Origin of the sequence: Kineococcus esterisolvens (assembly GCF_050871405.1) — a bacterium.
Lineage (GTDB): Bacteria > Actinomycetota > Actinomycetes > Actinomycetales > Kineococcaceae > Kineococcus.
In genome coordinates this window covers 18,045-42,112 of record NZ_JBJLRI010000021.1, presented here as the reverse complement: position 1 = coordinate 42,112, position 24,068 = coordinate 18,045, and the positions used below count along the sequence as shown (strand labels likewise).

The following is a 24,068-nucleotide window of genomic DNA, read 5'->3' as shown; positions in this document are numbered from 1 at the left end:
CACTGGTGCGGTGCTGCCGCGGTGCGCCGACCCTCCGCCGCGCGGAGCGGCGGGGACTCGGCAGCGGTGCCGTGGACGGGAGGTCAGGCGCGACGCTTGGTCGCCCAGTCCTCGTAGTCGTCCGTGGCGGAGTAGCGGGACCAGTCGTCGGTGTCGTCGACTTCGTCCTCGTCCGTCTCCGGCGCCTCCGGGACTTCTGCAGGTGCAGGTCCGGACTGGCGGAACGGGTCAGGACCGTGCAGCTCGCGTTGCAACGCGTTGTAGTCAGTCTGCGGGCTGAAGTACTTCAGCTGCCGAGCGACCTTCGTCTGCTTGGCCTTCTGACGGCCGCGCCCCATGGCGTCGACCCCCTCGCGCGTCGGCCGGGGCCGCTGTGAGGACCCCGGAGTAGCTGTCATCTCTCCGTGGTGCCAACCGTACAGGTTCGCGAGAGCTTCCGGCATCCCGGTCCGCGCGCCGCGCGGCCGGACGGGGGAGGGCGGGGTCCGAGGGGGTGCCCCGCGGTCGCGGTGCGTGGTGTTGCATGGCCCCCATGCCGCGCAGCTCGCCCACGGTGGCCGGGATCGACTCCTCGACGCAGTCCTGCAAGGTGGTCGTGCGGGAGGCCGCCACGGGGCGCCTGCTGCGCACGGGCCGCGCCTCGCACCCCGAGGGCACCGAGGTGGACCCCGAGCGCTGGTGGGAGGCGCTGCGCACCGCCGTCGCGGACGCCGGTGGCCTCGACGACGTGGGCGCCGTGGCGGTCGGCGCCCAGCAGCACGGGTCCGTCCTGCTGGACGAGGACGGCGCCGTGGTGCGCCCGGCGCTGCTGTGGAACGACGGGCGCTCCGCCCGGGCGGCGCAGGACCTGACGGCGGAGCTCGGTGGCCCCCGGGCGTGGGCGGAGCAGGTCGGCAGCGTCCTCGTGGCCTCGCTGACGATCACCAAGCTGCGCTGGGTCGCCGAGAACGAGCCGGAGGCGGCCGCCCGCACCCGCAGCGTCTGCCTGCCGCACGACTGGCTCACCCACCGCCTGGCCGGCGGGTCCGCCGCCGGGGCCCCGCTGGTGACCGACCGCGGTGACGCCAGCGGCACCGGCTACTTCTCGGCCTCCACCGGCGAGTACCGTCCCGACCTGCTCGAACGCGCCTTCGGCGCCCGTCCGCGGCTGCCGGAGGTGCTCGCCCCGCACGCGAGCGCCGGCGAGAGCGCCGGGGAGCTGAGCCGCGGGGCCCTGCTCGGCCCCGGTACGGGCGACAACATGGCCGCCTCCCTGGGGGTGGGGGCCCGGACCGGTGACGTCGTGGTGTCCATCGGCACCTCCGGCGTCGTCAGCGCCGTCAGCGACGTGGCCACCCACGACCCGACCGGTGCCGTCGCCGGTTTCGCCGACGCCACCGGCCGGCACCTGCCGCTGGTGTGCACGCTCAACGCCGCGCGCGTCCTGGACGCGGCGGCCCGGCTGCTGGGGGTGGACCACGCCGAGCTGTCCCGGCTGGCGCTGAGCGCCCCCGCCGGTGCCGGCGGCCTGGTCCTGGTGCCCTACCTGGAGGGCGAGCGCACGCCCGTGCGACCCGACGCCACCGGCGCCCTGCACGGGCTGACGCTGGAGACCTCCACGCCCGCGCACCTGGCCCGCGCGGTCGTGGAGGGCCTGCTGTGCGGGCTCGCCGACGGCCTGGACGCCCTCGTCGCCCAGGGCGTGCCCGTGCGGAGGGTGCTGCTGGTCGGGGGCGGGGCACGCTCGGAGGCCGTGCGGCGCCTGGCGCCTGCGGTGCTCGGCCGCCCCGTCGTGGTGCCGGCACCGGGGGAGTACGTCGCCGACGGCGCGGCCCGGCAGGCGGCGTGGGTGCTCTCCGGTGCCGCGCAGCCGCCGGAGTGGGCGCTGGGCGGCACGGAGACCTTCGAGGCGGACCCCCTGCCCGTCGTGCGGGAGCGCTACGCGCAGGTGCGGGAGCTCACGGCTCAGCGTCCCTGACGGCCTCGGCGGCCCCGGCGGGTTCCCCGGGGGCCCGGGGGGCGGGCAGCGCGCCGCCCGCCCGCTCGCGGGCGGCGCGCTTGTCGGCGTACATGCGCGCGTCCGCCTCCGCCAGCACGGAGACGGGTGAGCGGGTGGGGCAGTCCGCGGCCCAGCCCACCGACACCCGCACGCCGGCGCCCGCCCCGGCGGGGGCGTCCCCGCGCAGCCGGGCGGCCAGCTCCTCGACGTGGTCGGCGCCGACCTGGTCCACCAGGACGACGAACTCGTCGCCGCCGGTGCGGGCCACCGTGTCGCCCGGGCGCACGTGCGCGCTCAGCGCCCGCGCCACGTCCCGCAGGAGCGCGTCCCCCGCGGCGTGGCCGTGCTCGTCGTTGACCTGCTTGAGCCCGTCCACGTCGCAGACGAGCACGAACGTCCCCCGGCCGGGGGTGCGTGAGGATCGGGCCCGGGCCACCTCCCAGCGGTCGGCCAGCAGGGCCCGGTTGGGCAGGCCGGTCAGCTCGTCGTGGCCGGCGCGGTGGCGCAGTTCGCGTTCGCGGCGCAGGCGCGCGGTCACGTCCCACGCCACGACGAGGACCTGCCCGCCGGCCAGGGCGCGCGCCGCCACCTCCAGCCGATCGGGGCGGGGCTCCAGCCGGACCCGCAGCGGTGGGTGCTGCACGTGCGGGTGTCGGCGCGCTATCGCCAGGGCGTGGCGCGCGCGGGGCCGGTCAGCCTTCACCAGCAGGCCCAGCGCGTCCCGCCCGGTCAGCCCGCCCGCGGCGGTCCCCACGAGGGCGTGCGCCGACGCGGAGGCCCAGGTGACGACGCTGCCGGACAGGACGGCGGTGGCCGGCCCGTGCTCGACGAGGGTCCGCCAGTCGGTGCGGCCGCCCCCGGGTGGGCTCACCGGCGTCTCGCGGCTCCGTCGCCGACGGCGGCGAGGAGCCCCGCGGCGGCCGTGGAGGCCAGGACGGCGGGCCAGGGGCCCACGCGCCGGGACAGGGGGTGCGAGAGACCCACGAGGGCGAGGGTGCCGGCGGTCAGCCCCGCGGCCAGGGGGACGGAGGCGGTGGCCCAGCGGGGTGCCGACCAGCCCAGCGCGGCGAGCAGGGCCGCGCCGGCGAGCTTGCGGTCGCCGGTGCCGCGGCCGATCGCGTACCCGCCGAGCACGGCGCCGGCGACGACGGGGGAGGTGGGGGTGCGGGGCACGGCGGCAGGTTACCCAGGCCGGTTCCCGGACGCACGGGCGGTGCCGGGCACGCGAAAGGCCACCGCGTTCCGCGGTGGCCTTCATCGGGAGGACTCAGGTGGCCAGGAGCGGGGTCGAACCGCTGACCTTCCGATTTTCAGTCGGACGCTCTACCAACTGAGCTACCTGGCCGTGCCGGGCCGGATCAACCGGCACGACGAGCGACCCCGACGGGACTCGAACCCGCGACCTCCGCCGTGACAGGGCGGCGCGCTAACCAACTGCGCTACGGGGCCTCAAGGAGGCCTTGCTTGTCTTGCTCGCTTGCGGGACCAACAGTACCCGATCCGCGGCCGTGCTCGTGACACGAACCCGCGCGCCGGGCCGGCGGGTGCCGACCGCGTACCCCCAACGGGATTCGAACCCGTGCTACCGCCTTGAAAGGGCGGCGTCCTAGGCCACTAGACGATGAGGGCGCAGCTCCCCGTCGAGGGAGCCCTTCCAGCATAGGGGGTGCCGGCGTGCTGCCGCTCCCCGCTCACGCGGCCGCGGCGGCGCCCTGGTCGCCGGGCACGGACAGGCGCCGCGAGCGGACCGGGGCTCGGCCGCCCCGCGCGAGCGCCCGGGAGACCGCCACCGGGTCGGTGTGCAGCAGGTCCAGCACCGCCCGCTCCACGGCCCCGTGGGTGGCCGGGTGCCCGAACGCGGCGTCCTCGCCCAGCTGCTCCAGCGCCGGGGCGATCGTCACCCCGTCGTCGAACAGGTCCACCACGCGCGGGTCGACGTAGCTGCTGCGGCACACCGACGGCGTGTTGCCCAGGTACTCCGAGACCTCCGCCACCGCCCGGGTCACCGCCCGCTTGCGCGCCGTCGGGGTCGTGGCGGCCGGCAGCGACACCGCCAGCGCCACCGCCGCCAGGACGGTCGCGTGCCAGGTGCGGAAGTCCTTGGCGGACACGTCCGGGCCGATGGTCTCGTGCAGGTAGGCGTTGACGTCGTCGCTGGTCACGTCGTGCCAGCGGCCGCCGTCCTTCCACGCCAGCAGGTCCTCGCCCCCGCCGCGGCGGCGCTTGAGGGTGCGCACGACCTCCACCACGGCCGGGTCGGCGATGACGGCCGTGCGTTCCTTGCCGGACTTGGCGACGTAGCGGAACACCAGTTCACCGCCGTGCTGCACCACGTGCTCGCGCTTCAGCGTGGCCAACCCGTAGGAGCCGTTCTCCTCGGCGTACGCGTCGCCGCCGACGCGGAAGAACCCCAGGTCCAGCAGCCGGAACGCCGCCGCCAGCACCCGCTCGCGCGGCGCCCCGGGCAGCTGCAGGTGTCCTTGCACGACCTCGCGGGCGCGCGGCAGCTGCGCGGCGACCTCGAGCACCCGGTCGTGCTTGGCGCGGTCGCGCTCGGCGCGCCACTGCTCGTGGTAGCGGTACTGGCGCCGGCCGCGGTCGTCGGTGCCGGCGGCCTGCAGGTGCCCGTTGGGGTACGGGCAGATCCACACGTCGGTGTAGGCGGGCGGGACCGCCAGCTTCGAGATGCGCTCGATCACCGCGGGGTCGGTGATGCGCTCGCCGGTGGTGTCGAAGTACGTCCAGCCGCGACCGCGGCGCCGGCGGGTGAAGCCGGGGGAGGAGCTGGAGACGCGGCGCAGGCGGGGCACTCCACGATGGTGCGCAGCGCGCGCCCCCGCCGCACCTCGGCGGTGCGCTCAGCCCCCGGCCGTCGGAGCGGCCGAGGGCACGGGGCCGGTACCGGCGGTGACCCGCAGGAACTCCAGCGCCTCGGCGTCGGGCGAGCCGGGGACGGCCGAGTAGACGACGACGCGGACGTCGCTGCCGGGGGCCGTCAGCACGTCGCAGTCCAGCAGCAGGTCACCGACCCGTGGGTGGTGGACCGTCTTGCGGGCCGAGACGTGCGCGCCCACCGCGCCGGCGTCCCACAGCCGGGCGAAGCGGGGGCTGCCGGTGCGCAGCCGCGCCAGCAGGTCCGCGAGACCGCGGTCGCGCGGGTGCGCCGCCGCGACGGTGCGCAGGTCCGCGACGAGGGCCGCGGCCAGGGCGTCGTCGTCGTGCCCGACCGTGGACCCGCTCACGCCGGGAGCCAGGCCGAAGACGGCCAGGGCGAGGTTGCGGTCGGGGCCGGGCTCACCCAGCAGCGCCGCCCACGGCCGGTTCCAGGACAACAGGGTCCAGTCGGCGGCGAAGACGGCCACGGGCAGGTCGCCCAGCCGCGCCACCACCCGCTGCACCCCGGGGGGCACGTGGCCGTCGACCAGCCCGTCCGCCGGGGGCAGCAGGCCCGCCAGGCGGTGCAGGTGGTCGCGCTCGGCGCGGTCCAGCTGCAGCGCCCGGGCCAGGGCGCCGACGACCTGCGCCGAGGGGTTCACCGCCCGGCCCTGCTCGAGGCGCACGACGTAGTCCACGGACAGCCCGGCCAGGTCGGCCAGGTCCTCGCGGCGCAGCCCCGGCGCCCGCCGGCCGGGCCGTTCCGGCAGGCCGACGTCGCGGGGGGAGAGCCGGTCGCGCCAGCGGCGCAGAGCCGTGGCGAGGGTCTCGGGACGCTGCTCGGGCACCGGCCCATCCTCGCCCGCCGGCGCCGGGCCCGGCCTGGTACCACCGGTCCCCCCGTCGCGACGGCCCTGGCCGGGGCGGCGCGGACCGTCCAGCGTGGGGGCATGACCACGACCCTCATCACCGGGGCCAACCGCAGCCTCGGGTTCGAGACCGCCCGCCGCCTCACCGCCGCCGGCCACACCGTCCTGCTCGGCGCCCGCGACCCCGAGCGCGGCCGGGCCGCCGCCGAGCGGCTCGGTGCGCGCTTCGTCCACCTCGACGTCACCGACGACGCCTCGGTGGCCGCGGCGGCCGCCGACGTCGCCGAGCACGAGGGCGCCCTGGACGTCCTCGTCAACAACGCCGGGGTGCCCGGGCCCCTCGTGCCCGCCGAGGAGCTCACCGCCGCTGCCGCTGCCGCCGTGCTCGACGTCAACGTCATCGGCGTCGTGCAGGTCACGCACGCCTTCCTGCCGCTGCTGCGGCGCTCGGCGAACCCGGTGATCGTCAACGTCAGCAGCGGGATGGGCTCGTTCACGGCCACCCACGACACCTCCCGCGTGGAGTCGCAGCTCGTGGCCCCGCTCTACACGTCGTCCAAGGCCGCTGTGACGATGCTGACGACCCAGTACGCCAAGGCGCTGCCGGGTGTGAAGGTCAACGCCGCCGACCCGGGGTACACCGCGACCGACTTCAACGGCCACAGCGGCACCCAGAGCGTCGCGGAGGGCGCCGACGCGATCGTCGAGCTGGCGACGATCGGGCCGGACGGGCCGACGGGGGTGTTCCGCGACCGCTACGGCGTCGTGCCCTGGTGACCGCCCGGCCCCGGGGGCGGCAGCAGCGCCGCCCCCAGGGCCGCGAGCAGCTCGACGACCTCGGCGCGGTCCAGCCGGACGGTGGACACGCACGAGGTGCCCTGCCAGGTGGAGAGCACCACCCGGTCGGCGTCGGGGTGGGCGCTGACGCGCAGGGCGCGCCCGGACCGGTCGGCGTCGCGCAGCACGCCGGTGGGGATGCCGTGCCTCGCGCGGACCGCTGCGTCCTCCATGCCCCGATGGTGCGCCCGCCGCCCGCGGCTGTCGAGGGACGCTGGGCCGGCCGGGTGCCCCGGCGCGTCAGGGGACGCGCGCGATCCAGTCGCGGGTGGCGAACTTCGCCGCCACGAGCTCCTCGGCGGCGGCCAGTTCCGCGTCGGTCAGGGCCGAGTCCGCCAGCCCGTACTGCCTGCGGAACGTGGCGACCATCCGGTCGATGACCTGCTCGCGCGGCAGGCCCGTCTGCCGGCGCAGCGGGTCCACCCGCTTGGCGGCGCTGGCCAGGCCCTTGCCCTGCAGCTTCTCCCGGCCGATCCGCAGCACCTGCAGCATCTTGGCGGCGTCGATGTCGTACGACATCGTCACGTGGTGCAGGACGGTCCCGTCGGCGAGGCGCTTCTGCGCGGCACCGGCGATCTTGCCCTGCTCCGTGGCGATGTCGTTGATCGGCTGGTACCACGCCTTCACGCCCAGGTCGCCGAGCGCCACCAGCACCCAGTCGTCGAGGAACGCGTACGACTCGGTGAACGACAGGCCCTCCACCAGGGAGGCGGGTGCGTACAGCGAGTACGTGATGGTGTTGCCCGGCTCGACGAACATCGCCCCGCCGCCGGAGATCCGCCGCACGACGTCGACGCCGAGGCGCTGGGCGGCCTCTCCGTCGACCTCGTTGGCCAGCGACTGGAAGCTGCCGATGACGACGGCGGAGCTCGCCCACTCCCACACCCGCAGCGTCGGCGGGCGCCGGCCCGCGGCGACCTCGCGGGCCAGCACCTCGTCCAGCGCCATGTGCGCCTGCGGGTCCTGCGGCCCGGTGTGCACGAGCTGCCAGTCGTGGTCCAGCCACCCGCTGGCCCCGCCGACCGCGCGGCGCACCGCGGTGGCGACCGACTCGGGGGAGAAGCCCAGCAGCACGGCTCCCGGCGGCAGCGCCGAGCGGACCCGGCCGGCGATCGTCGCGGCGTCCGCGTCGGCCGGCAGGCCCGTCAGCGCCGCGTCCACGGCCTCCAGGGCGTCGTCCGGCTCCAGGAAGAAGTCGCCGGAGACGCGGACGGAGGCCAGTGCGCCGTCTACCACGTCGAGGTCGGCGACCACGAGCTTGCCGCCGGGGACCTTGTACTCACCGTGCACGGGGCGACCCTACGAGAACGCCTCCGCGCCCGCCGCGGCGACCGGGGGCCCGCCGGCCGGGGAACCGGGTACCAGGGAGGACGCCAGCCAGTGCCGCGGGATGCCGAACCCGGCGAGCAGCTCCTCGGTGCGCGGGCGCAACCGGCGGCACAGCTCGTTCACCGCGTGGGTGACGGCCTTGGCCCGCAGCGTCGTCATCCGCCGGTGCTCCAGGTACCAGCCCTTCTCCGCCTCCAGCAGCGCCAGCGCGTGCAGGTCGAACACCTCGCCCAGCAGGGCCGCGACCGCGGGGTCCTCGGTGCGGGCGATGGCCGCGGCGAACGCCTCGGCCACCACGCGGTCCACGTGCGCGCGCCCGGCCAGCAGCAGGTGGTCCTGCAACCCGTCGACCGCCTCGAACGCGTCCCGGTCGTCGCGCGAACGGGCCTTGCGCATCCGCTTGGCCAGCGACTCCACGACGTGGCGCTCGCGGTCGGCGATCATCCGCAGCTGCCACGCGCGGTCGTGCAGCTCGTCGGGCGTGCGCCCGGCCTCCACGACGTCGGCGACTAGGGACCGGGCGGGGCTGCGCCCGGCGAGGGTGGTGACGAAGTCGCGGGTGGCGAACCTCGCCATGCCGAGGGTGTCGAGGTCGGAGAACTGCTGGGCGTACGCGGTCAGCTGGCTCTTGGCGACCAGCTGCAGCAGGACGGTGTTGTCGCCCTCGAACGTGGTGAACACGTCGGTGTCGGCCTTCAGCTGCGGCAGCCGGCTCTCGGAGAGGTAGCCGTTGCCGCCGCACGCCTCCCGGCAGGTCTGGATGGTGCGGGTGGCGTGCCAGGTGGAGGCGACCTTCATCCCCGCCGCGTGCGCCTCGAACGCGCGCTGGCGGGCGGGTTCGGGGTCGCCGCCGGCGAGCTGGACCTTCAGCAGGTCGTCCATCTCGCCCATCAGCTCGTCCTGCGCGAAGCTCAGGGCGTACGTGGTGGCCAGCGGGACCAGCAGGCGGCGCTGGTGCGCCAGGTAGTCCAGCAGGACGACCTCCTCGCCGCCCTCGCCGCCCTCGCCGCCCTGCCCGCCGGGGCGGGCGAACTGCCTGCGGCGCAGCGCGTACCGCAACGCGATCTCCAGGGCGACCTTCGTCTGGCTGATCGCGCCGCCGGAGATGCTGACGCGGCCCTTCACCAGTGCGCCGAGCATCGTGAAAAACCGGGCGTTCTTGCTGGCGATGGGGCTGGAGTAGGTGCCGTCGTCGGCGACCTGCGCGTAGCGGTCCAGCAGGGCGGTGCGCGGCACGCGCACGGAGTCGAACCACAGGCGGCCGTTGTCCACCCCGTTCAGGCCGGCCTTGCGGCCGTCGTCGCCGCGCCGGACGCCCGGCAGGTCGTGCCCGTCCGGGCCGCGCAGCGGGACGACGAACGCGTGCACGCCCTGCCGCTCCCCGCCGGTGACCAGCTGCGCGAACACGACCGCGACCTCGGCGTCGCGCGCGGCGCCGCCGATGTAGTCCTTGCGGCACGACTCGTCCGGGGTGTGGACGACGAACTCGCGCGTCGCGGGGTCGTAGGTGGCGGTGGTGCCCAGCGACGCCACGTCGGAACCGTGACCGGTCTCGGTCATGGCGAAGCAGCCGACGAGGTCCAGGCGCAGCAGCGCCGGCAGCAGCTCGGCGTGGTGGCGCTCGGTGCCCAGCGCCTGCACGGCGCCGCCGAACAGCCCCCACTGCACGCCCGACTTGATCATCAGGGAGGCGTCGCCGAAGCCGAGCACCTCGAACTGGCTGACCTGGCCGCCGGGGGAGTCCCCGCCGCCGTACCTGGAGGAGAAACCCAGCTCGTGGCCGCCGAGGTCGGCGAGCACGCGCAGCCGCGCGAGGGTGAGGTCGCGCTGCTCGGCGGTGCTCAGGTGGTCGATCGGCCCGAACAGGTCGGCGGGGAGCTCGCGGCGCGCCTGCTCGCGCAGGTCGGCGTATCGGCCGTCGAGGACGGTGCGCAGGACGTCGGTGTCGACCGGGCCGGGCGCTGCGGCGCGCTCCCGGTCGGTTCCCCGAGCGGGGGTCCCGGCGGCCGGTGCGGCGACGGCGGTGTCGATCTCGGTGGCGGTCACGGGACCTCCTCGGGTGCGGGTCGGGCGGGGTCGGCGGGCCGGGCGAGGACGGCGCTCAGGCCGCCCCAGGCGAGGTCGGTGAGGGCGGCGGCCATGTCGGTGGCGGCGATGCGGTCCGGGGTGCAGATCCACCGGTCGGCCGCGGAGCGGATGAGCGCGACGAGGCCGTGCGCGAGGGCGTCGGCGGAGGTGTCCGCCGCGCCGGCGGCGCGCAGGTGCGCCGTGAGGGTGCGGGCCGTCTCGTCGGCCAGTGCTCGGGTGAGGCGCTGCACGGGGTCGCGCTCGGGGTCGCGGGCGGTGGCGCCGAAGGGGTGGGAGACGACGAACCGGTACACCTCCGGGTCGGCCTCGACGAGGCCCAGGTAGGTGCTCACGATCCCGGCCAGCGCCTCGCGGGGGCTGCTCGCGCGCTCCACGGCGCTGCGCAGTTCGCGCACGATCAGCCGGTTCACGCGGCGCGCGACCGCCAGGTACAGGTCCTCCTTGTCGGTGAAGTGCCGGTACAGGACGGTCTTGCTGGTGCCGGCGGCCGCGGCCAGCTCGTCCATGCCGAGGCCGGCGCCGTGCGTGGTGATGGCGCGCAGCGCGGCGGTGACGAGCTCCTCGCGCCGGGCGCGGCGGTGCTCGGCCCAGCGGGTGCGGCGGCCGTCCGGGCGCACCGGCGCCGCGGCGGGTGCGCCGGGTGCGCCGGGGGTCGGGACGTCGGCGGTGACGGGGTCCACGTCTCGACGGTACCCCGCACGACGGGTATCCGGTACCCGCAGTACCTGTTAAGTTTCCGGGGTCCGAGCTCGACGAGGAGGTCCCGTGACCGCAGCACCGCCCCTCTCCCGCACCGCTCGCGCCGTCCGGCCCGTGGCCGTGGTCGCCGGCAACCGCACGCCCTTCGCCAAGGCCGGCGGCCGCTACGCGCAGGCCTCCGCGAAGGACCTGCTGGTCGCCGCGATCGACGGCCTCGTGGCCCGCACCGGCCTGGCCGGCGAGCGCCTCGGCGAGGTCGTCGCCGGCGCCGTCCTCAAGCACAGCCGCGACCTGAACCTCACCCGCGAGGCGGTCCTGTCCACCGCGCTCGACCCGGCCACGCCGGCGTTCGACGTCTCCCAGGCCTGCGCGACGGGCCTGGAGACCGCCGTGCTGCTCGCCGGGAAGATCGCCCTCGGGCAGGTGGAGGCGGGCATCGCCGGGGGCGCCGACAGCGCGAGCGACGCGCCGATCGCCGTCGACGAGGGCCTGCGCCGGGTCCTGCTGGCCCTGAACCGCGCCCGCACCCCCGCAGCCCGCCTCAGGGCGCTCGCGGGCCTGCGCCCCGGGCAGGTCGTCCCGGAGTTCCCCCGCAACGCCGAGGCCCGCACCGGCCTGTCGATGGGCGAGCACGCCGCCCGCACCGCCGCGCACTGGGGCGTGAGCAGGCAGGCGCAGGACGAGCTGGCCCTGGCCAGCCACCGCAACCTCGCCGCCGCCTACGAGCGCGGGTTCTTCGACGACCTGGTGACCCCGTACCTGGGGGTGCACCGCGACGGGCTGCTGCGGCCGGACACCTCCCTGGACAAGCTCTCCGCGCTGGAACCGGTGTTCGGCCGCGACCTGGACCAACCCGCGACGATGACGGCGGGCAACTCCACCCCGCTCACCGACGGCGCGGCCGCCGTGCTGCTCGCCACCGACGAGTGGGCCGCCGAGCACCGCCTCGACGTGCTGGCCCACCTGGTCGACGCCCAGACCGCCGCGGTGGACCACGTCCACCGCGGCGAGGGGCTGCTCACCGCGCCCGTCCACGCCGTCCCGGTCCTGTTGCGGCGCAACGGCTGGACACTGGACGACCTGGACGTCGTGGAGATCCACGAGGCGTTCGCCTCCACCGTGCTGGCGACCCTGGCCGCGTGGGAGGACGAGGAGTTCTGCCGCGAGCGCCTCGGGCTGGACGGGGCGCTCGGGCGCGTGGACCGCGCCAAGCTCAACGTCGCCGGGTCCTCGCTGGCCACCGGCCACCCGTTCGCCGCCACCGGTGCCCGCATCCTGGCCACCACGGCGAAGCTCCTCGCCGAACGCGGCGGCGGGCGCGCACTCATCTCGATCTGCGCGGCCGGCGGGCAGGGCATCGCGGCCCTGGTGGAGGCGTGATGGCCCGGACCGGGTTCCCCGACGACCTGTACGGCGACCTCGTCGCCTCCGGCCCGGGCGGTGCGGCCGCGAAGCGGCTGGGCCTGCCCGTGCCGCCGCGGCTGCGCCGGTACGCACCCGGCCAGGAGTTCCTCACCGGCCCGGCCGTGGTGCTGCGCGTGGGCACCGCCCCGACGGCAGCCGACGTCGCCGCGTGGCTGGCGGCCGCCGGTGCCCACGTCGTGGCCGACCCGGACGCCGCGGGCGGGGACCGGCTCGGCGCCGTCGTCGTCGACGCCACCGCCGCCCGCCGCCTCGCCGACCTCGCGCAGCTGCGGGAGCTGCTGGCACCGGCGTTCCGCCGCACCGCCCGCAGCGGCCGCGTCCTCGTGCTGGGCGCCGTGCCCGCCGAGGTGGGCGGGGACGCCGGCGCCGGTTTCGCCGGGGCGTTCGGCGACGTGGAGGGCCGCGCGGTGCAGCAGGCCCTGGAGGGGCTGGTGCGCAGCCTCGGCAAGGAGGCCCGCGGCGGCACCACCGTGAACCTCCTGCGCGTCGCCGCCGGTGCGGGGGAGGCGCTGCGCTCCCCGGTGGAGTTCCTCTGCTCGTCCCGCGCGGCCTTCGTCTCCGGCCAGTCGCTCCTCGTCGGTCCCGCTCCCGCTCCCGCACCCGTGCGCGAACGCCGGGTCGTCGTGGTCACCGGCGCCGCCCGGGGCATCGGCGCGGCGATCGCCGAGGTCCTGGCCCGCGACGGCGTGCACGTCGTGTGCGTCGACGTGCCCGCCGCCGGTGAGCAGCTGGCCCACGTCGCCAACCGGGTGCGGGGCTCCGCGCTGACGCTCGACGTCACCGCCGGCACCGCGCCCCGCGCGCTCGCCGAGCACCTGCGGCGCCGGTTCGGCGGCGCCGACGCCGTCGTCCACAACGCCGGGGTCACCCGTGACCGCTCCTTCGTGAACCTCGACGAGGCCGCGTGGGACACCGTGCTCGGGGTGAACCTCGCCGCGCCGCTGCGGTTGACCGAGCAGCTGCTGAGCACCGACGGCGCCCTCGCGCCGGGCGCGCGTATCGTGTGCCTGTCGTCCATCAACGGCCTGGCCGGTGCGAAGGGGCAGACCAACTACGCGGCCAGCAAGGCCGGGCTCGTCGGGTTCGTGCAGGCGCTGGCCGGGCCCCTCGCCGAGCGCGGCATGGCCGTCAACGCCGTCGCGCCGGGTTTCATCGAGACTCCCATGACCGCGGCCATGCCGCCCGTCCCGCGGGAGGTGGGCCGGCGCGCCAGCAGCCTGCAGCAGGGCGGTCTGCCCGTCGACGTCGCCGAGGCCGTGGCCTGGCTCGCCTCGCCCGGCGCCGGCGGGGTCGTCGGGCAGGTCCTGCGCGTGTGCGGCCAGCACGTGACGGGGGCGTGAGCGCCGTGGCGAGTTCCCCGGAACCCCTGGCCGTGAACTACCTGCGCTCGCTCGTGGCGCCCCGCCCGCGCCGTGCGGTGGACCTGCCCCGCCGCCGGTACGAGCAGCGCGGTCTGCGCGTGGACGCCGACCGGCTGGCGGCCTGGTCGCGGGTGTGCGGGTACCCGCTGCGCTCGCGGCTGCCGCTGCCGTACCCGCACCTGCTGGGTTTCACCGCTCAGGTGCAGCTGCTGGTGTCCGAGCCGTTCCCCTTCCGGCTGCTGGGCCTGGTGCACGTCGCGCAGGAGTTCGCGCAGCACCGGCCGCTGGGCGTGGACGAGGAGCTGGACGTCTCGGTGCGGGCGGTGGCGATGCGCCCGCACCGCCGCGGCGCCGTCGTGGAGCTGGTCACCGAGGTGCGCGGTGCCACCGAGGGGCCCCACGAGTCACCGGCCTGGTCCGGCACGAGCCGCTACCTCGCCCCCGGGACCCGGCTGCCGGGGACGGTCCCCCCGCCGCCGGAGGAGCCGCCCGCCCCCGGGCCGCGGGCGAGCGCGACCCGCTGGCGGGTGGGTGCCGGCACCGGCCGCCGCTACGCGGAGGTCAGCGGGGACGTGAACCCCCTGCACCTGGCCGCCCCGGCGGCGAAGCTGCTGGGGTTCCCGCGGGCGCTGGCGCACGGGCTGTGGACGGCCTCGCGCAGCCTGGCCGTCCTCGACGGCCGGCTCCCGGACGCGGTGCTCGCCGACGTGCGCTTCAAGGCGCCGCTGCTGCTGCCGGCCACGGTGGAGCACCTGCACGAGCACGTGCCCGGGCCGGCCGGCGGCACCTGGCGCACCGCCGTGCGCAGCCGCGACGGGCAGCGCACCCACCTGCTCGCCGCCGTCACCCCCCTCTGACCCTCCCCCTCCCCGCGGTGGTCGAGGAACCGACGCGTCGAGACCACCACTTCCCCGAACACCGCGGGGAGGGGGCGGGTGTGGTGGGGTGGGGGTGTGAGCGCCTCCACGCGACGTGCCGTCCCGCCGAGCTCCACCGTGCTGCTGCTGGGCGGGCGCAGCGAGATCGGGCTCGAGGTCGCCGAGCGGCTCGTGCGGGCCGGGGCGCGCACCGTCGTGCTGGCCGCCCGCGGTGCGGACCGCCTGGCGGGGGAGGCCGCGCGGCTGCGCGCCGCCGGTGCCGCGGACGTCGAGACCGTCGAGTTCGACGCCGACGACCTGCCCTCCCACGGGCCGCTGCTCGCGGACGTCGTCGCCCGCCACGGCGCGCTGGACGCCGTCGTGGCGTTCGGCGTCCTCGGCGACCAGGCGCGCGCCGAGACCGACGTCGCCCACGCGCTGGCGGTGCTGCACACCGACTTCACCGCCCAGGTGAGCATCCTGTCCCACCTCGCGCTGCTGCTGCGCCCGCTGCGCGCCGGGCGGATCGTCGCGTTCTCCTCCATCGCCGGGGTCCGGGCGCGCCGCCCGAACTACGTGTACGGCTCCGCCAAGGCCGGGCTCGACGCCTTCGCCTCGGGGCTGGCCGACGCCCTCGCCGGCAGCGGCGTCTCCCTGCTGCTGGTGCGACCGGGTTTCGTCATCGGCCGCATGAGCGCCGGGATGCGGCCCGCACCGCTGTCCAGCACCCCGCCGCAGGTGGCCGAGGCGACCGCGGCCGCGCTGGCCGCCGGGCGCGTGGAGGTGTGGGTTCCCGGCGCGCTGCGGGCCCTGGCCGCCGCGATGCGCGCCACCCCGCGCGCCGTGTGGCGCCGCGCGCCGCGCTGAGGGGCCCGGCGCCGCGACGACCTGAGGGTCCGGTCAGCGGGCACTAGCGTGGACGGCATGTCTGAAGCAGCCCCGCAGCCGGCGGCCGGGGGAACGACCCTGACGGCCACCGAACGCCTCGACGACCTGCCGTTCACACGCCGCCACCGGCAGCTGCTGGTGGGTTCCGGTATCGGCTGGGCGCTGGACGCGTTCGACGTCGGGCTGGTGGCGTACGTGCTGCTGGCGTTGCGCGTCCAGTGGGACCTGACCGCCGGGGAGAGCTCGTGGGTCGCCTCGATCGGGTTCGTCGGCATGGCGATCGGCGCCAGCCTCGGCGGCCTGCTCGCCGACCGCATCGGGCGCCGGCAGGTCTTCGCGCTGACCCTGCTGGTGTACGGGATCGCCAGCGGCGCCTCCGCCCTGTCCTGGTCGCTGGGAGCGCTGCTGGTGTTCCGGTTCCTCGTGGGCCTGGGCCTGGGGGCGGAGCTGCCGGTCGCCTCGACCCTGGTCAGCGAGTTCGCGCCGCGACGGATCCGCGGGCGCGTCGTCGTGATGCTGGAGGCGTTCTGGGCCGTCGGCTGGACCGCGGCCGCCCTGGTGGGCTTCCTGCTGGTGCCGGCCTCCGACGACGGCTGGCGCTGGGCGCTGGTGCTGGGGGCCGTGCCCGCGCTCTACGCCATCGTGGTGCGCCGCGGACTGCCGGAATCGGTGCGGTTCCTGATGTCGCACGGCCGGCAGGCCGAGGCCGAGCGGGTGGTCCGGCAGTTCGAGGAGTCCGCGGGCGTGCGGTACTCACCGGGCCCGCTCGCGCAGGAGGACACCGGTGCCGGCGCGGCGGACGCGCCGGGGGTGTGGAGCCGCGGCCTGCGCCGGCGCACCACCGGACTGTGGCTGGTGTGGTTCTTCGTGAACTTCAGCTACTACGGGGCGTTCACGTGGATCCCCAGCCTGCTGTTCGAGGACGGGTTCACCGTGGTGCGCTCGCTGGAGTTCACGCTCATCATCACCCTCGGGCAGCTGCCGGGCTACGCGGTGTCCGCCTGGCTGGTGGAGTCGTGGGGCCGCCGGCGCACGCTGTCGGTGTTCCTCGTGGGCTCGGCCGTCGCGGCGCTGCTGTACTCCGCCGCCGACAGCGACCCGGCGATCCTCACCGCGGGGATCCTGCTCTCGTTCTTCAACCTGGGCGCCTGGGGCGCCCTCTACGCGCTCACCCCGGAGGTGTACCCGACGCTCGTGCGCGGGCGCGGCGCGGGCTCGGCGGCCGGTTTCGGGCGCATCGCCTCGATCCTGGCGCCGCTCAGCGTGCCGCTGCTGCTGGGGTCGGGCGGGACCGCGCTGGTGTTCGTGGTGTTCGGTGCCGCGTTCGCCGTGGCGGCGGCGGCGAGCTGGCTGCTGCCGGAGACCCGCGGCCGGGCGCTGGAGGACTGAACCGCGCGGGCGCGGGCGGGGTCACCAGCCCCGCGCGCGCCACTCGCCCAGGTGCGGGCGCTCGGCACCGATCGTCGTGGGCGCCCCGTGCCCGGGGTGCACCACGGTCGCGTCGTCGAGGACGGCGAACAGCCGGTCGGTGACGTCGCCGATCAGCGAGGTGAAGGCGGCCGCGTCGCCGCGGGTGCTGCCGACACCGCCGGGGAACAGCGAGTCGCCGGTGAAGACGTGGTCGGGGCCCTCGCCCCCACCGCGCAGGATCAGGGCCACCGAGCCGGGGGTGTGCCCGCGCAGGTGCACCACCTCCAGCCGCACGTCCCCGGCCCGCACCACGTCGCCGTGGCGCAGCCGGCGGCCGGTGGGCACGGGCAGGTGGTCGGCGTCGTCCTCGCCGGCGGCGGTCTCGGCCCCGGTGGCGGCCACCACCTCGGCGAGGGCACCGACGTGGTCGTGGTGGCGGTGGGTGGTGACGACCAGCCCGAGCCGGCCGTCGGGGGAACCGGCGCGCACCAGGTCCAGCAGCGCCTCCGGCTCGGCCGCGGCGTCCACGAGCACCTGCTCACGGGTGCGCCGGCAGGTCACCAGGTACGCCACGTTGTCCATCGACCCGACGTGCACCGCACGCACCTCGGTGCTCGCCGTGGTCCGCAGGTCCTGCGCTCCCGTCGTCACGGGACGAACCTAGCCCGGCTCGGCGCGGCGTCCGCGGGACGCCGCGCCGATCGCGCCGCGCGGGTGCACAGTGGGGCGACGAACACCCCCCCTTCGAGGCGCAGGAGGTCGTCCTGGACCCCACGTACCTGCCCATCGCCGAGCACGGCGTCATCGGGGACCTGCGCACGGTCGCCCTCGTCGGCACCAACGGCACCATCGACTGGTACTGCCCGGGCCGCTTCGACGCGCCGTCGCTGTTCGGGTCGATCCTGGACGCCCGCCGCGGCGGGTCGTTCTCGGTGCGGTGCCGCAACGCCGGGCAGACCAAGCAGCTGTACCTGCCGGACACCAACGTGCTGCTCACCCGCTCGCTGGCGCCGGAGGCCGTCGGCGAGGTCGTGGACTTCATGGTCCCGGAGACGAGCGACGTGCGGCCGCAGGGCGGGTGCCTGGTGCGGCAGGCCACGGTGGTGTGCGGCAGCGCCGTCTTCGACGTGGAGTGCCGCCCCGCCTTCGACTACGGCCGTGCCGAGCACACCACGACGGTCGTCGACGGCATCGGTGCGGTGTTCGAGTCGCACCTGGGCCGGGCGGTGCTGCGCAGCACGGTGCCGCTGCGGGCGACGGGGGACGGCGGGGTGGTGGCCAGCGCGAAGCTCGAGCGCGGCGACCGGCTGGAGCTGGTGCTGGAGTGGCAGGGCGAGGTGCGGCCCCTGCGCCCGGGCGAGACGGACGCGCAGTTCACCGCGACGGCCGAGTACTGGCAGCGCTGGCTGGCGCGCTCGACGTACCGGGGCCGCTGGCGCGAGATGGTGCACCGCTCGGCGCTGGCGCTGAAGCTGCTCGTCTACCACCCCACGGGGGCGCTGGTCGCCGCGCCGACGACGTCGCTGCCGGAGGAGCTGGGTGGCAGCCGCAACTGGGACTACCGCTACGCGTGGCTGCGCGACGCCGCGTTCACCGTGCACGCCCTCATGCAGCTGGGTTTCCTGGAGGAGGCCGGGGCGTTCATGGAGTGGATCCAGCACCGCTGCGAGGACGCCGACGACGAGCGCGACGTGATGATCATGTACGCGGTGGACGGCAGCCCGGAGATCCCCGAGACGCACCTGGACCACCTGGAGGGCTACTGCGGTTCCGGGCCGGTGCGCATCGGCAACGACGCGGTCGGCCAGCGGCAGCTCGACGTCTACGGCGAGCTGATGGACTCCGTCTACCTCTACAACCGCGAGGTCCCGATCTCGTATGACCTGTGGACGGGGCTGTCGCGGCGGCTGGACTGGCTCAGCCGCCACTGGCAGGAACCCGACGAGGGCATCTGGGAGATCCGCGGGCCCCGGCAGCGGTTCACGTACTCGGGCCTGCAGACGTGGGTGGCCTTCGACCGGGCGTTGCGGCTGGCGCGGGACCGCGGTCTGCCCGCGCCGGAGCAGAAGTGGCGCAAGCTCGCCGCGAAGGCGTACCGCTTCGTGCAGGAGGAGTGCTGGGACCCGCGCGCCGGCGCGTTCACCATGGCGCCGGGATCGGAGCTGCTCGACGCGTCGGTGCTGTGCATGCCGATGGTGAAGTTCGCCGGCCCCACCGACCCGCGGTTCCTCAGCACGCTGGACGTGGTGGGGGAGCGGCTCGTCTCCGACAGCCTGGTGCACCGGTACGCCCGCACGGGCCACGACGGCCTCCCGGGCGAGGAGGGGACGTTCAACCTGTGCTCGTTCTGGTACGTGGACGCGCTCACCGCGGCGGGTCGCCTGGCCGAGGCGCGGCTGGTGTTCGACAAGATGATGACCTACGCCAACCACCTGGGGCTGTACGCCGAGGAGATCGGTCCTTCGGGGGAGGCGCTGGGCAACTTCCCGCAGGCGTTCACGCACCTGGCCCTCATCAGCGCCGCCGCCAACCTAGACCGGGCCCTGGACCGGGGGTGAGCGGGGCCCGGCCAACCCCGATCAGTCCTCGGCCGTCAGGACCTCCTCGATCCAGCGCAGTCCCGCGATCGCGGTGGGGAAGCCGCAGGTGGTGATCGCGGACAGGGCCACCGCCCGCAGTTCGTCGGCCGAGGAGCCCTCCGCGAGCGCCTTGCGGACGTTGGAGCGCACGGCGCCGTCGGACTGGGCGCCCAGGGCGAGGGCGAACTTCAGCAGCCGGTCGGTGCGGGCGTCGAAGCCGTTGTGTTCCCGCACGGCCTCGGCCAGCGCGCCCTGCGCGGCGGCGACGTCCGGGTACCGCTCGGTGAACTCGCGGTAGATCGAGGGCAGGTAGTCGCTCACGGCGGGCTCCGGTGTGCTCGGGCGGGTGCGGTGGGATTGCTCGTCAGCCTACCGAGGGGGCGGGGCGCGGTCGTGGACGACGTCCGGGGCGGGCCGGGGGGCCGGCGCCGTACCGGCCCGGCCCGGCGGTGAACCCCGTACGGGCGCCACAGGTACGCCGTCGACGCGGACCGCACGTGCACCGGCCGGTGAACGGCCGCAGCGCCGGGAACGGGAAACGTCCAGGGCGTGCGCCTGGTGCACCAGCGGGGCGCCGGCCGTGAGGGAGGTGCCCGGGGACAGCGGAACCACCCGGTGGAACCACCCCGTGGAACCACCCCGTGGGACCACAGCGCGGAACCACAGCGCGGAACCACAGCGCGGAACCACACCGCGACCGTCTCGCGGCAGTCGTGGCCGGGACCGATGGGGTTCTCGCCGATCGTGGCGCCCACGCCGAGCACGACCATCGCGGCCGCGGCCCACCGATCGGCGTCGGTCAGCGGCGGCAGCGCCCGGCGGACCACGCCCGACAGGTGCCGGTACGGGGTTCCGCAGGCCGCGAGCGCCTCCCGCAGCAGCTCCACGCCGCGCTGCCGGTGTCGTCGTGCAGGTGGTGGGAGCGTGTTGAGCAAGCCCCGTCTCAACTCCACGCCCGCCGCCATCTCCGCCTGATCGATCACCGCGACGCCGTCGCGGTCCTGCACCGACGCGGAGGTGACCACCACCGCGATCAGCGGACCGGTGGTGTCCAGCACGACGTGATGCTTGCGACCGTTGACCTCCTTGCCCGCGTCGAACCCCTCTCGGCCTCAGCGACAGCGGCCGCTGTCGCGTCCACGCCGTGAGCGCGTGGACACCAGCGGGGGTTGGCGAGTCCGGGCAGCAGGCCGCGCCCACCAGCCTCGGCGGTCAGCACGCTCCACGCCACCGTCGATCAACACGCTGCGAGCCGCCCGCCCCGCTCAGGCGGCGGGCCGCCGGGGGCCGGGCTCGGCGTCGCCCGCCCCGGTGGCGGTGCCGCCGTCGCCGGCCCGCACCGTCGCGGCGGACGGGCCGGGGCGCAGGTCCACCACCACCGGGGCGGTGGGGGTGGCGCCGGTGCGCCGCTGCGCGCGCCGGTGCGCCAGCGCGACGGTGAACGCGACGGCGAGCACGGCGTAGAAGACGGCGCGCGCGGTCTCGCCGTCGGCGGCGAAGCCCATCACCAGGGCGGCGGAGCCGACGGCGCCCAGCAGGTGCACGAGGTCCATGAACGACGTCCAGACGGCCACCCGTCGATGGTGACGCCCCGCGCGCCGGTTCGCCCGCCGGTGCGTGGTGGAGAACCGCCCCGGCGGAGCGTGAATCACGGAGAGTCAATGGTGGTTACCCATCGTTGAGTGTTGGGCCGTTGCGCCTCGCGCGCCGGACCTCGTGTGCCAGGGTCGGGCCACCGCCGTCGCCGTCCCCACGCCCGGGAGCTTCCGTGCACCGAAACGCCGCCGCCGTCGCCGCCGCCCTGCGCGCCGCCGGGTGCGCCGGTGAGGTGCGCGAGCTGCCCGTGCCCGCCCGGACGGCCGCGGAGGCCGCCGAGGCGCTGAGCTGCCCGGTCGGCGCGATCGCGAGCAGCCTGGTGTTCCTCGCCGACGGGGAGCCGGTGCTCGTGCTCACCAGCGGCGCCCACCGCGTGGACACCGCCCACACCGCCGCGCAGCTGGGTGTCGCCGACCTCACCCGGCCGGGGGCGGCCGAGGTCCGCGCGGCCACCGGCCAGCCCATCGGGGGCGTCGCGCCCGTCGGTCACCCCGCGCCGCTGCGGACCGTCGTGGACGTCGCGCTGGCCGGGTTCGACGTGGTGTGGGCTGCGGCCGGGACCCCCCACGCGGTGTTCCCGACGACGTTCACCGAGCTGCTGCGGATCTGCGACGCCGAACCCGTCGCGGTCGTCCCCTGAACCCTCGCCGGGACCGCGCTCAGCGCAGCCGGAGCCCCATCGTGAGGCCCTCCGCGCCCGGCGCCGGCTCCACGAGCTCGCGGAAGCCCAGCCGCCGGTAGAACGAGACCGCACCGGGGTTGCGCAGCGAGACGCCCAGGTGGACGCCGGGCACCCCGCGGGCGCCGAGCTGCACCAGCAGGTGCTCCACCAGTCGGCGGCCCAGGCCGCGACCCTGCACGTGCGGCAGCAGGTCGATGTGCAGGTGCGCCGGGTGGGCGGTGCGCCCGTGCAGGTACGGCCGCGGACCGGCCGGGCGGTCCAGCGAGCGCAGCAGCGCGGTGTCCAGCTCGGTGGGCCGCGCGCCGGTGGCGAGGAGCTCGCGGTGGCGGCGCCGCACCCCGGCCCACCACTGCACCCGCGCCCACTGCTCGAACCCGAGGGTGTCGGCGCAGCCGATGACGTACCCGGCCACGCCGACGCCGTCGTCGACGACCGTGACCAGGGCGGGGTCGTGCGCGGCGTAGGGCCCGGCGTACACGTCGCCCAGCAGGCGCGGGTCGGCGTAGCGGCCGGTGGCGTCCTCGCCGTGGAACCCGGTGCGCAGGCACACCTCGTACAGCCCGTCCAGGTCCGCCGGGGACCCCGGGTCGAACGCGCGCAGGCGGGGCTCGGCGCGGGGTGGTCCCCCGGCGGAGGCCCCCGACCCCGGTTCCTGCGGCACGGCACCCATCCTGCCCCACCGCGCCGCGGCACCACGGTGCGGTGGGCGAGCCCCCGCCCGGATCAGGAACCCTCCTCCAGCTCCTCGGTCCAGCGGCCGGTGGCGGGGTCGACGAAGCAGTCGACGCCCTCGTGCTCCACCTCCACCTCCACGGCGAGCCCGCGGACCTGCTGGGAGGCGGCGGCCAGCTGCTCGGCGGTGGGGGCCGGCAGCTCGGTGCAGGGGCTGGTCCCGCTGCAGGCGGTGAGCGCGAGGGCCGCGAAGGTGGCGACGGCCAGGGGGGCGGGCAGCTGCTTCACGGCGCCGGATCCTGCCAGCCCGCGGTGCCGCGGGGGGCGGGTTTTCCGGTTCCTCGGACCTGCGGGCGGGGAGGCGGCCCGTCACCGCGCGTGGATCGCGGCACGTCCTCGTGGGTGTGCACGTGGACTTCGGCACGCACCGACGACGGCACGCGGACCGAGGTCTCGATCGATCGGCGCTGAGCCGCGCTCGTGCCGGTGCCGGTGCCGCGCGGTGCGCGTGCGACCGGCCGTGCTCCGGGACGCACGAGCACGGCGGTGGCGGGCCCGGGGCCGCTGGGTGGCCCGCCCGGCGCGGTGGTGGTCGGGAGCGACGATCGGGGGACGACGCGCGCGGTGATCCGCGTCAGGATCGAGGAGTGAGCACGAACGGGAGTCGGCACGCGCGGGGTGGTGGGTGGGCGGTCCCCCTCCTGGTGCTGGGGATCGTCTTGGTCGTCGCGGGGGTGGCTTTCCACGGCGTGGCGGCCGCTCACCGGCCGTCCGGCCCTGGCGGCTCGGACACGTGGGAGGGGCTGCTGAACCACGCCGCGCTGCGCTGGGGGGCCTACGGGGCCGTGGCCGGGGGTGTCTTACTGGTGGTGCGCGGCTGGAACCTGCGGCGCCAGCGCTGATCCGGGGAGCCGGCGTGCTCGGGTCGGTGCGCCGGGCGGGCGCTGAACGCCCACCGAGAACCCCGGTGACGCGCCGACCGGGATCACCTACGGTCCGGGGGGTGGACGGGGCGCGCGGTCGGGTGCTGTCGGTCAACGTCGGTGAGCTGCGGCCCATCGCCGCCAAGGGCGGCACCAGCGGCATCGACAAGCGGCCCGTCAGCGGCCCCGTGCGGGTGCGGGCACCCGGGCCGAAGGGCGTCGGCGGCAGCGGACTGGCCGGCGACCACGTCGCCGACACCGCGAACCACGGCGGTGACGACCAGGCGGTGTACGCGTACGCGCGCGAGGACCTGGACGCGTGGGAGTCCGAGCTCGGCCGTCCCCTGCGCGCCGGCGCGTTCGGGGAGAACCTCACCACCGCCGGTGTCGACGTCACCGGTGCGGTGATCGGCGAGACGTGGGCGGTGGGTTCGGCGGTGCTGCAGGTGAGCTGCCCGCGCATCCCGTGCGTCACGTTCGCGGTGCGGGTGGGCGAGCGGCGGTGGCTCCCGCGGTTCACCGCCGCCCGGGTCCCGGGCGCCTACCTGCGGGTGCTGGCCGCGGGCGAGGTGCGTGCCGGGGACCCGGTGCGGGTGCTCGACGTGCCCGCGCACGGTGTCGACGTGGCCACCGCGTTCGCGGCGCTGACGACGGAGCCGCAGCTGCTGCCGCTGCTGCGCGGCGTGCCGCAGTTCCCCGCCGAGGACCCCGGTGGGCTCACGCGGTGAGTTCGCGCGGCGCGGCCGGCGGTGGGCCGCCGCACCCCAGGACCAGCTCGTCCAGGGGGACGTCGAGCGCGGCGGCGAGCGCGGCGACGGTGAAGAACGCCGGGGTGGGCACGCGGCCGGCCTCGATCTTGCGCAGCGTCTCGGCGGGCACGCCGGAGCGGGCGGAGACCTGCACGACGGTCAGCTCGCCGCGCGCGCGGCGCAGCAGCTCGCCGAGCCGACGCCCGCGCTCGCGGGCCTCCTCGGGCAGCGGGGGACGAACCATGGCGTGAT

At 76.3% G+C, this 24,068-nt stretch carries 26 protein-coding genes, 3 tRNA genes and 1 pseudogene; 11 read left to right on the top strand and 19 right to left on the bottom strand.

Annotated features, from left to right (window positions below):
* Positions 1 to 83 precede the first annotated feature (83 nt).
* The gene (locus ACRYR8_RS09295) at positions 84 to 338 is read right to left on the bottom strand and encodes a DUF3073 domain-containing protein (RefSeq protein ID WP_432484174.1); all 255 of its coding nucleotides are present in this window, start codon (positions 336 to 338) and stop codon (positions 84 to 86) included.
* A 194-nt stretch (positions 339 to 532) separates the two neighbouring features.
* On the opposite strand from ACRYR8_RS09295, the gene xylB reads away from it, so the two are divergent.
* Positions 533 to 1,957, top strand: coding sequence for a xylulokinase (gene xylB / locus ACRYR8_RS09290; protein ID WP_432484172.1), 1,425 nt, complete (start codon positions 533 to 535; stop codon positions 1,955 to 1,957).
* Here the strand turns inward: xylB and ACRYR8_RS09285 are convergent.
* The 7 genes from ACRYR8_RS09285 to ACRYR8_RS09255 form a co-directional block, all read right to left on the bottom strand.
* Entirely contained in the window at positions 1,938 to 2,849 is a 912-nt protein-coding gene (locus ACRYR8_RS09285; protein WP_432484170.1) for a GGDEF domain-containing protein, read from the bottom strand. The two genes, xylB and ACRYR8_RS09285, sit on opposite strands and share 20 nt — an antisense overlap.
* Positions 2,846 to 3,151: a hypothetical protein gene (locus ACRYR8_RS09280; protein ID WP_432484168.1), complete on the bottom strand. Its 306-nt coding sequence runs from the start codon at positions 3,149 to 3,151 to the stop codon at positions 2,846 to 2,848. The genes ACRYR8_RS09285 and ACRYR8_RS09280 overlap by 4 nt, the downstream gene beginning before the upstream one ends.
* A gap of 99 nt (positions 3,152 to 3,250) precedes the next feature.
* Positions 3,251 to 3,323: transfer RNA gene (locus tag ACRYR8_RS09275), tRNA-Phe, on the bottom strand.
* Between the two features lie 30 nt (positions 3,324 to 3,353).
* Positions 3,354 to 3,427, bottom strand: a tRNA-Asp gene (locus tag ACRYR8_RS09270).
* A 107-nt stretch (positions 3,428 to 3,534) separates the two neighbouring features.
* Positions 3,535 to 3,607 (bottom strand) — tRNA-Glu (locus ACRYR8_RS09265).
* 62 nt (positions 3,608 to 3,669) lie between these two features.
* Positions 3,670 to 4,788, bottom strand: a complete 1,119-nt coding sequence (locus ACRYR8_RS09260) for a DNA topoisomerase IB (RefSeq protein WP_432484166.1) — start codon at positions 4,786 to 4,788, stop codon at positions 3,670 to 3,672.
* 48 nt (positions 4,789 to 4,836) lie between these two features.
* Positions 4,837 to 5,700, bottom strand: coding sequence for a helix-turn-helix transcriptional regulator (locus tag ACRYR8_RS09255; RefSeq protein WP_432484164.1), 864 nt, complete (start codon positions 5,698 to 5,700; stop codon positions 4,837 to 4,839).
* A 102-nt stretch (positions 5,701 to 5,802) separates the two neighbouring features.
* Between ACRYR8_RS09255 and ACRYR8_RS09250 the strand changes: the two genes are divergently transcribed.
* Entirely contained in the window at positions 5,803 to 6,498 is a 696-nt protein-coding gene (locus ACRYR8_RS09250; protein WP_432484163.1) for an SDR family NAD(P)-dependent oxidoreductase, read from the top strand.
* On the opposite strand, the gene ACRYR8_RS09245 is transcribed toward ACRYR8_RS09250, so the two are convergent.
* The 4 genes from ACRYR8_RS09245 to ACRYR8_RS09230 form a co-directional block, all read right to left on the bottom strand.
* On the bottom strand, positions 6,477 to 6,731 hold the full coding sequence (locus ACRYR8_RS09245) for a hypothetical protein (protein WP_432484161.1): 255 nt from the start codon (positions 6,729 to 6,731) through the stop codon (positions 6,477 to 6,479). The genes ACRYR8_RS09250 and ACRYR8_RS09245 overlap by 22 nt on opposite strands.
* A 67-nt stretch (positions 6,732 to 6,798) precedes the next feature.
* Positions 6,799 to 7,848 (bottom strand): lipoate-protein ligase LplAB, encoded by a 1,050-nt coding sequence (locus tag ACRYR8_RS09240; RefSeq protein ID WP_432484159.1) that lies wholly within the window; start codon positions 7,846 to 7,848, stop codon positions 6,799 to 6,801.
* A 9-nt stretch (positions 7,849 to 7,857) separates the two neighbouring features.
* On the bottom strand, positions 7,858 to 9,933 hold the full coding sequence (locus tag ACRYR8_RS09235; protein ID WP_432484157.1) for an acyl-CoA dehydrogenase family protein: 2,076 nt from the start codon (positions 9,931 to 9,933) through the stop codon (positions 7,858 to 7,860).
* Positions 9,930 to 10,655, bottom strand: a complete 726-nt coding sequence (locus ACRYR8_RS09230) for a TetR/AcrR family transcriptional regulator (RefSeq protein WP_432484155.1) — start codon at positions 10,653 to 10,655, stop codon at positions 9,930 to 9,932. The genes ACRYR8_RS09235 and ACRYR8_RS09230 overlap by 4 nt, the downstream gene beginning before the upstream one ends.
* Positions 10,656 to 10,740: 85 nt before the next feature.
* On the opposite strand from ACRYR8_RS09230, the gene ACRYR8_RS09225 reads away from it, so the two are divergent.
* The 5 genes from ACRYR8_RS09225 to ACRYR8_RS09205 all read left to right on the top strand — a co-directional run bounded on the left by ACRYR8_RS09225 (position 10,741) and on the right by ACRYR8_RS09205 (position 16,594).
* Positions 10,741 to 12,054 carry an acetyl-CoA C-acetyltransferase gene (locus ACRYR8_RS09225; RefSeq protein ID WP_432484153.1) on the top strand — a complete coding sequence of 438 codons (1,314 nt, stop codon included), beginning with the start codon at positions 10,741 to 10,743 and terminating at the stop codon, positions 12,052 to 12,054.
* On the top strand, positions 12,054 to 13,439 hold the full coding sequence (locus ACRYR8_RS09220) for a 3-oxoacyl-ACP reductase (RefSeq protein WP_432484151.1): 1,386 nt from the start codon (positions 12,054 to 12,056) through the stop codon (positions 13,437 to 13,439). Before ACRYR8_RS09225 ends, ACRYR8_RS09220 begins: the two co-directional genes overlap by 1 nt.
* Positions 13,436 to 14,317: a MaoC family dehydratase gene (locus ACRYR8_RS09215; RefSeq protein WP_432484149.1), complete on the top strand. Its 882-nt coding sequence runs from the start codon at positions 13,436 to 13,438 to the stop codon at positions 14,315 to 14,317. The genes ACRYR8_RS09220 and ACRYR8_RS09215 overlap by 4 nt, the downstream gene beginning before the upstream one ends.
* A gap of 96 nt (positions 14,318 to 14,413) precedes the next feature.
* Positions 14,414 to 15,184 carry a decaprenylphospho-beta-D-erythro-pentofuranosid-2-ulose 2-reductase gene (locus ACRYR8_RS09210; RefSeq protein WP_432484147.1) on the top strand — a complete coding sequence of 257 codons (771 nt, stop codon included), beginning with the start codon at positions 14,414 to 14,416 and terminating at the stop codon, positions 15,182 to 15,184.
* Between the two features lie 57 nt (positions 15,185 to 15,241).
* Positions 15,242 to 16,594, top strand: a complete 1,353-nt coding sequence (locus tag ACRYR8_RS09205; RefSeq protein ID WP_432484145.1) for an MFS transporter — start codon at positions 15,242 to 15,244, stop codon at positions 16,592 to 16,594.
* A gap of 21 nt (positions 16,595 to 16,615) precedes the next feature.
* Here the strand turns inward: ACRYR8_RS09205 and ACRYR8_RS09200 are convergent, their stop codons facing one another.
* The gene (locus ACRYR8_RS09200) at positions 16,616 to 17,197 is read right to left on the bottom strand and encodes an MBL fold metallo-hydrolase (RefSeq protein ID WP_432484194.1); all 582 of its coding nucleotides are present in this window, start codon (positions 17,195 to 17,197) and stop codon (positions 16,616 to 16,618) included.
* 182 nt (positions 17,198 to 17,379) lie between these two features.
* Between ACRYR8_RS09200 and ACRYR8_RS09195 the strand changes: the two genes are divergently transcribed.
* The gene (locus ACRYR8_RS09195) at positions 17,380 to 19,173 is read left to right on the top strand and encodes a glycoside hydrolase family 15 protein (protein ID WP_432484192.1); all 1,794 of its coding nucleotides are present in this window, start codon (positions 17,380 to 17,382) and stop codon (positions 19,171 to 19,173) included.
* 21 nt (positions 19,174 to 19,194) lie between these two features.
* On the opposite strand, the gene ACRYR8_RS09190 is transcribed toward ACRYR8_RS09195, so the two are convergent.
* The 3 genes and pseudogenes from ACRYR8_RS09190 to ACRYR8_RS09180 all read right to left on the bottom strand — a co-directional run bounded on the left by ACRYR8_RS09190 (position 19,195) and on the right by ACRYR8_RS09180 (position 20,768).
* Positions 19,195 to 19,515, bottom strand: a complete 321-nt coding sequence (locus tag ACRYR8_RS09190; protein ID WP_432484143.1) for a carboxymuconolactone decarboxylase family protein — start codon at positions 19,513 to 19,515, stop codon at positions 19,195 to 19,197.
* Positions 19,516 to 20,183: 668 nt separating this feature from the next.
* A pseudogene (locus tag ACRYR8_RS09185) lies at positions 20,184 to 20,306 on the bottom strand (transposase); the annotation flags it as partial.
* A 153-nt stretch (positions 20,307 to 20,459) separates the two neighbouring features.
* A complete protein-coding gene (locus ACRYR8_RS09180; RefSeq protein WP_432484141.1) occupies positions 20,460 to 20,768 on the bottom strand; it encodes a hypothetical protein in 309 nt (102 codons plus the stop codon).
* Between the two features lie 194 nt (positions 20,769 to 20,962).
* Between ACRYR8_RS09180 and ACRYR8_RS09175 the strand changes: the two genes are divergently transcribed.
* Complete coding sequence (locus ACRYR8_RS09175) at positions 20,963 to 21,430, top strand: YbaK/EbsC family protein (protein ID WP_432484139.1); 468 nt, start codon at positions 20,963 to 20,965, stop codon at positions 21,428 to 21,430.
* 19 nt (positions 21,431 to 21,449) lie between these two features.
* Here ACRYR8_RS09175 and ACRYR8_RS09170 read toward each other — a convergent pair whose 3' ends face one another.
* Entirely contained in the window at positions 21,450 to 22,142 is a 693-nt protein-coding gene (locus ACRYR8_RS09170) for a GNAT family N-acetyltransferase (protein ID WP_432484137.1), read from the bottom strand.
* Between the two features lie 53 nt (positions 22,143 to 22,195).
* The gene (locus ACRYR8_RS09165) at positions 22,196 to 22,432 is read right to left on the bottom strand and encodes a hypothetical protein (protein ID WP_432484135.1); all 237 of its coding nucleotides are present in this window, start codon (positions 22,430 to 22,432) and stop codon (positions 22,196 to 22,198) included.
* A gap of 359 nt (positions 22,433 to 22,791) precedes the next feature.
* On the opposite strand from ACRYR8_RS09165, the gene ACRYR8_RS09160 reads away from it, so the two are divergent.
* Together ACRYR8_RS09160 and ACRYR8_RS09155 are read left to right on the top strand one after the other, a co-directional pair.
* The gene (locus ACRYR8_RS09160; protein ID WP_432484133.1) at positions 22,792 to 23,046 is read left to right on the top strand and encodes a hypothetical protein; all 255 of its coding nucleotides are present in this window, start codon (positions 22,792 to 22,794) and stop codon (positions 23,044 to 23,046) included.
* Between the two features lie 101 nt (positions 23,047 to 23,147).
* Positions 23,148 to 23,795, top strand: a complete 648-nt coding sequence (locus tag ACRYR8_RS09155) for an MOSC domain-containing protein (protein ID WP_432484131.1) — start codon at positions 23,148 to 23,150, stop codon at positions 23,793 to 23,795.
* On the opposite strand, the gene ACRYR8_RS09150 is transcribed toward ACRYR8_RS09155, so the two are convergent.
* The gene (locus ACRYR8_RS09150; protein ID WP_432484129.1) at positions 23,785 to 24,060 is read right to left on the bottom strand and encodes a helix-turn-helix domain-containing protein; all 276 of its coding nucleotides are present in this window, start codon (positions 24,058 to 24,060) and stop codon (positions 23,785 to 23,787) included. The two genes, ACRYR8_RS09155 and ACRYR8_RS09150, sit on opposite strands and share 11 nt — an antisense overlap.
* Positions 24,061 to 24,068: the final 8 nt, after the last annotated feature.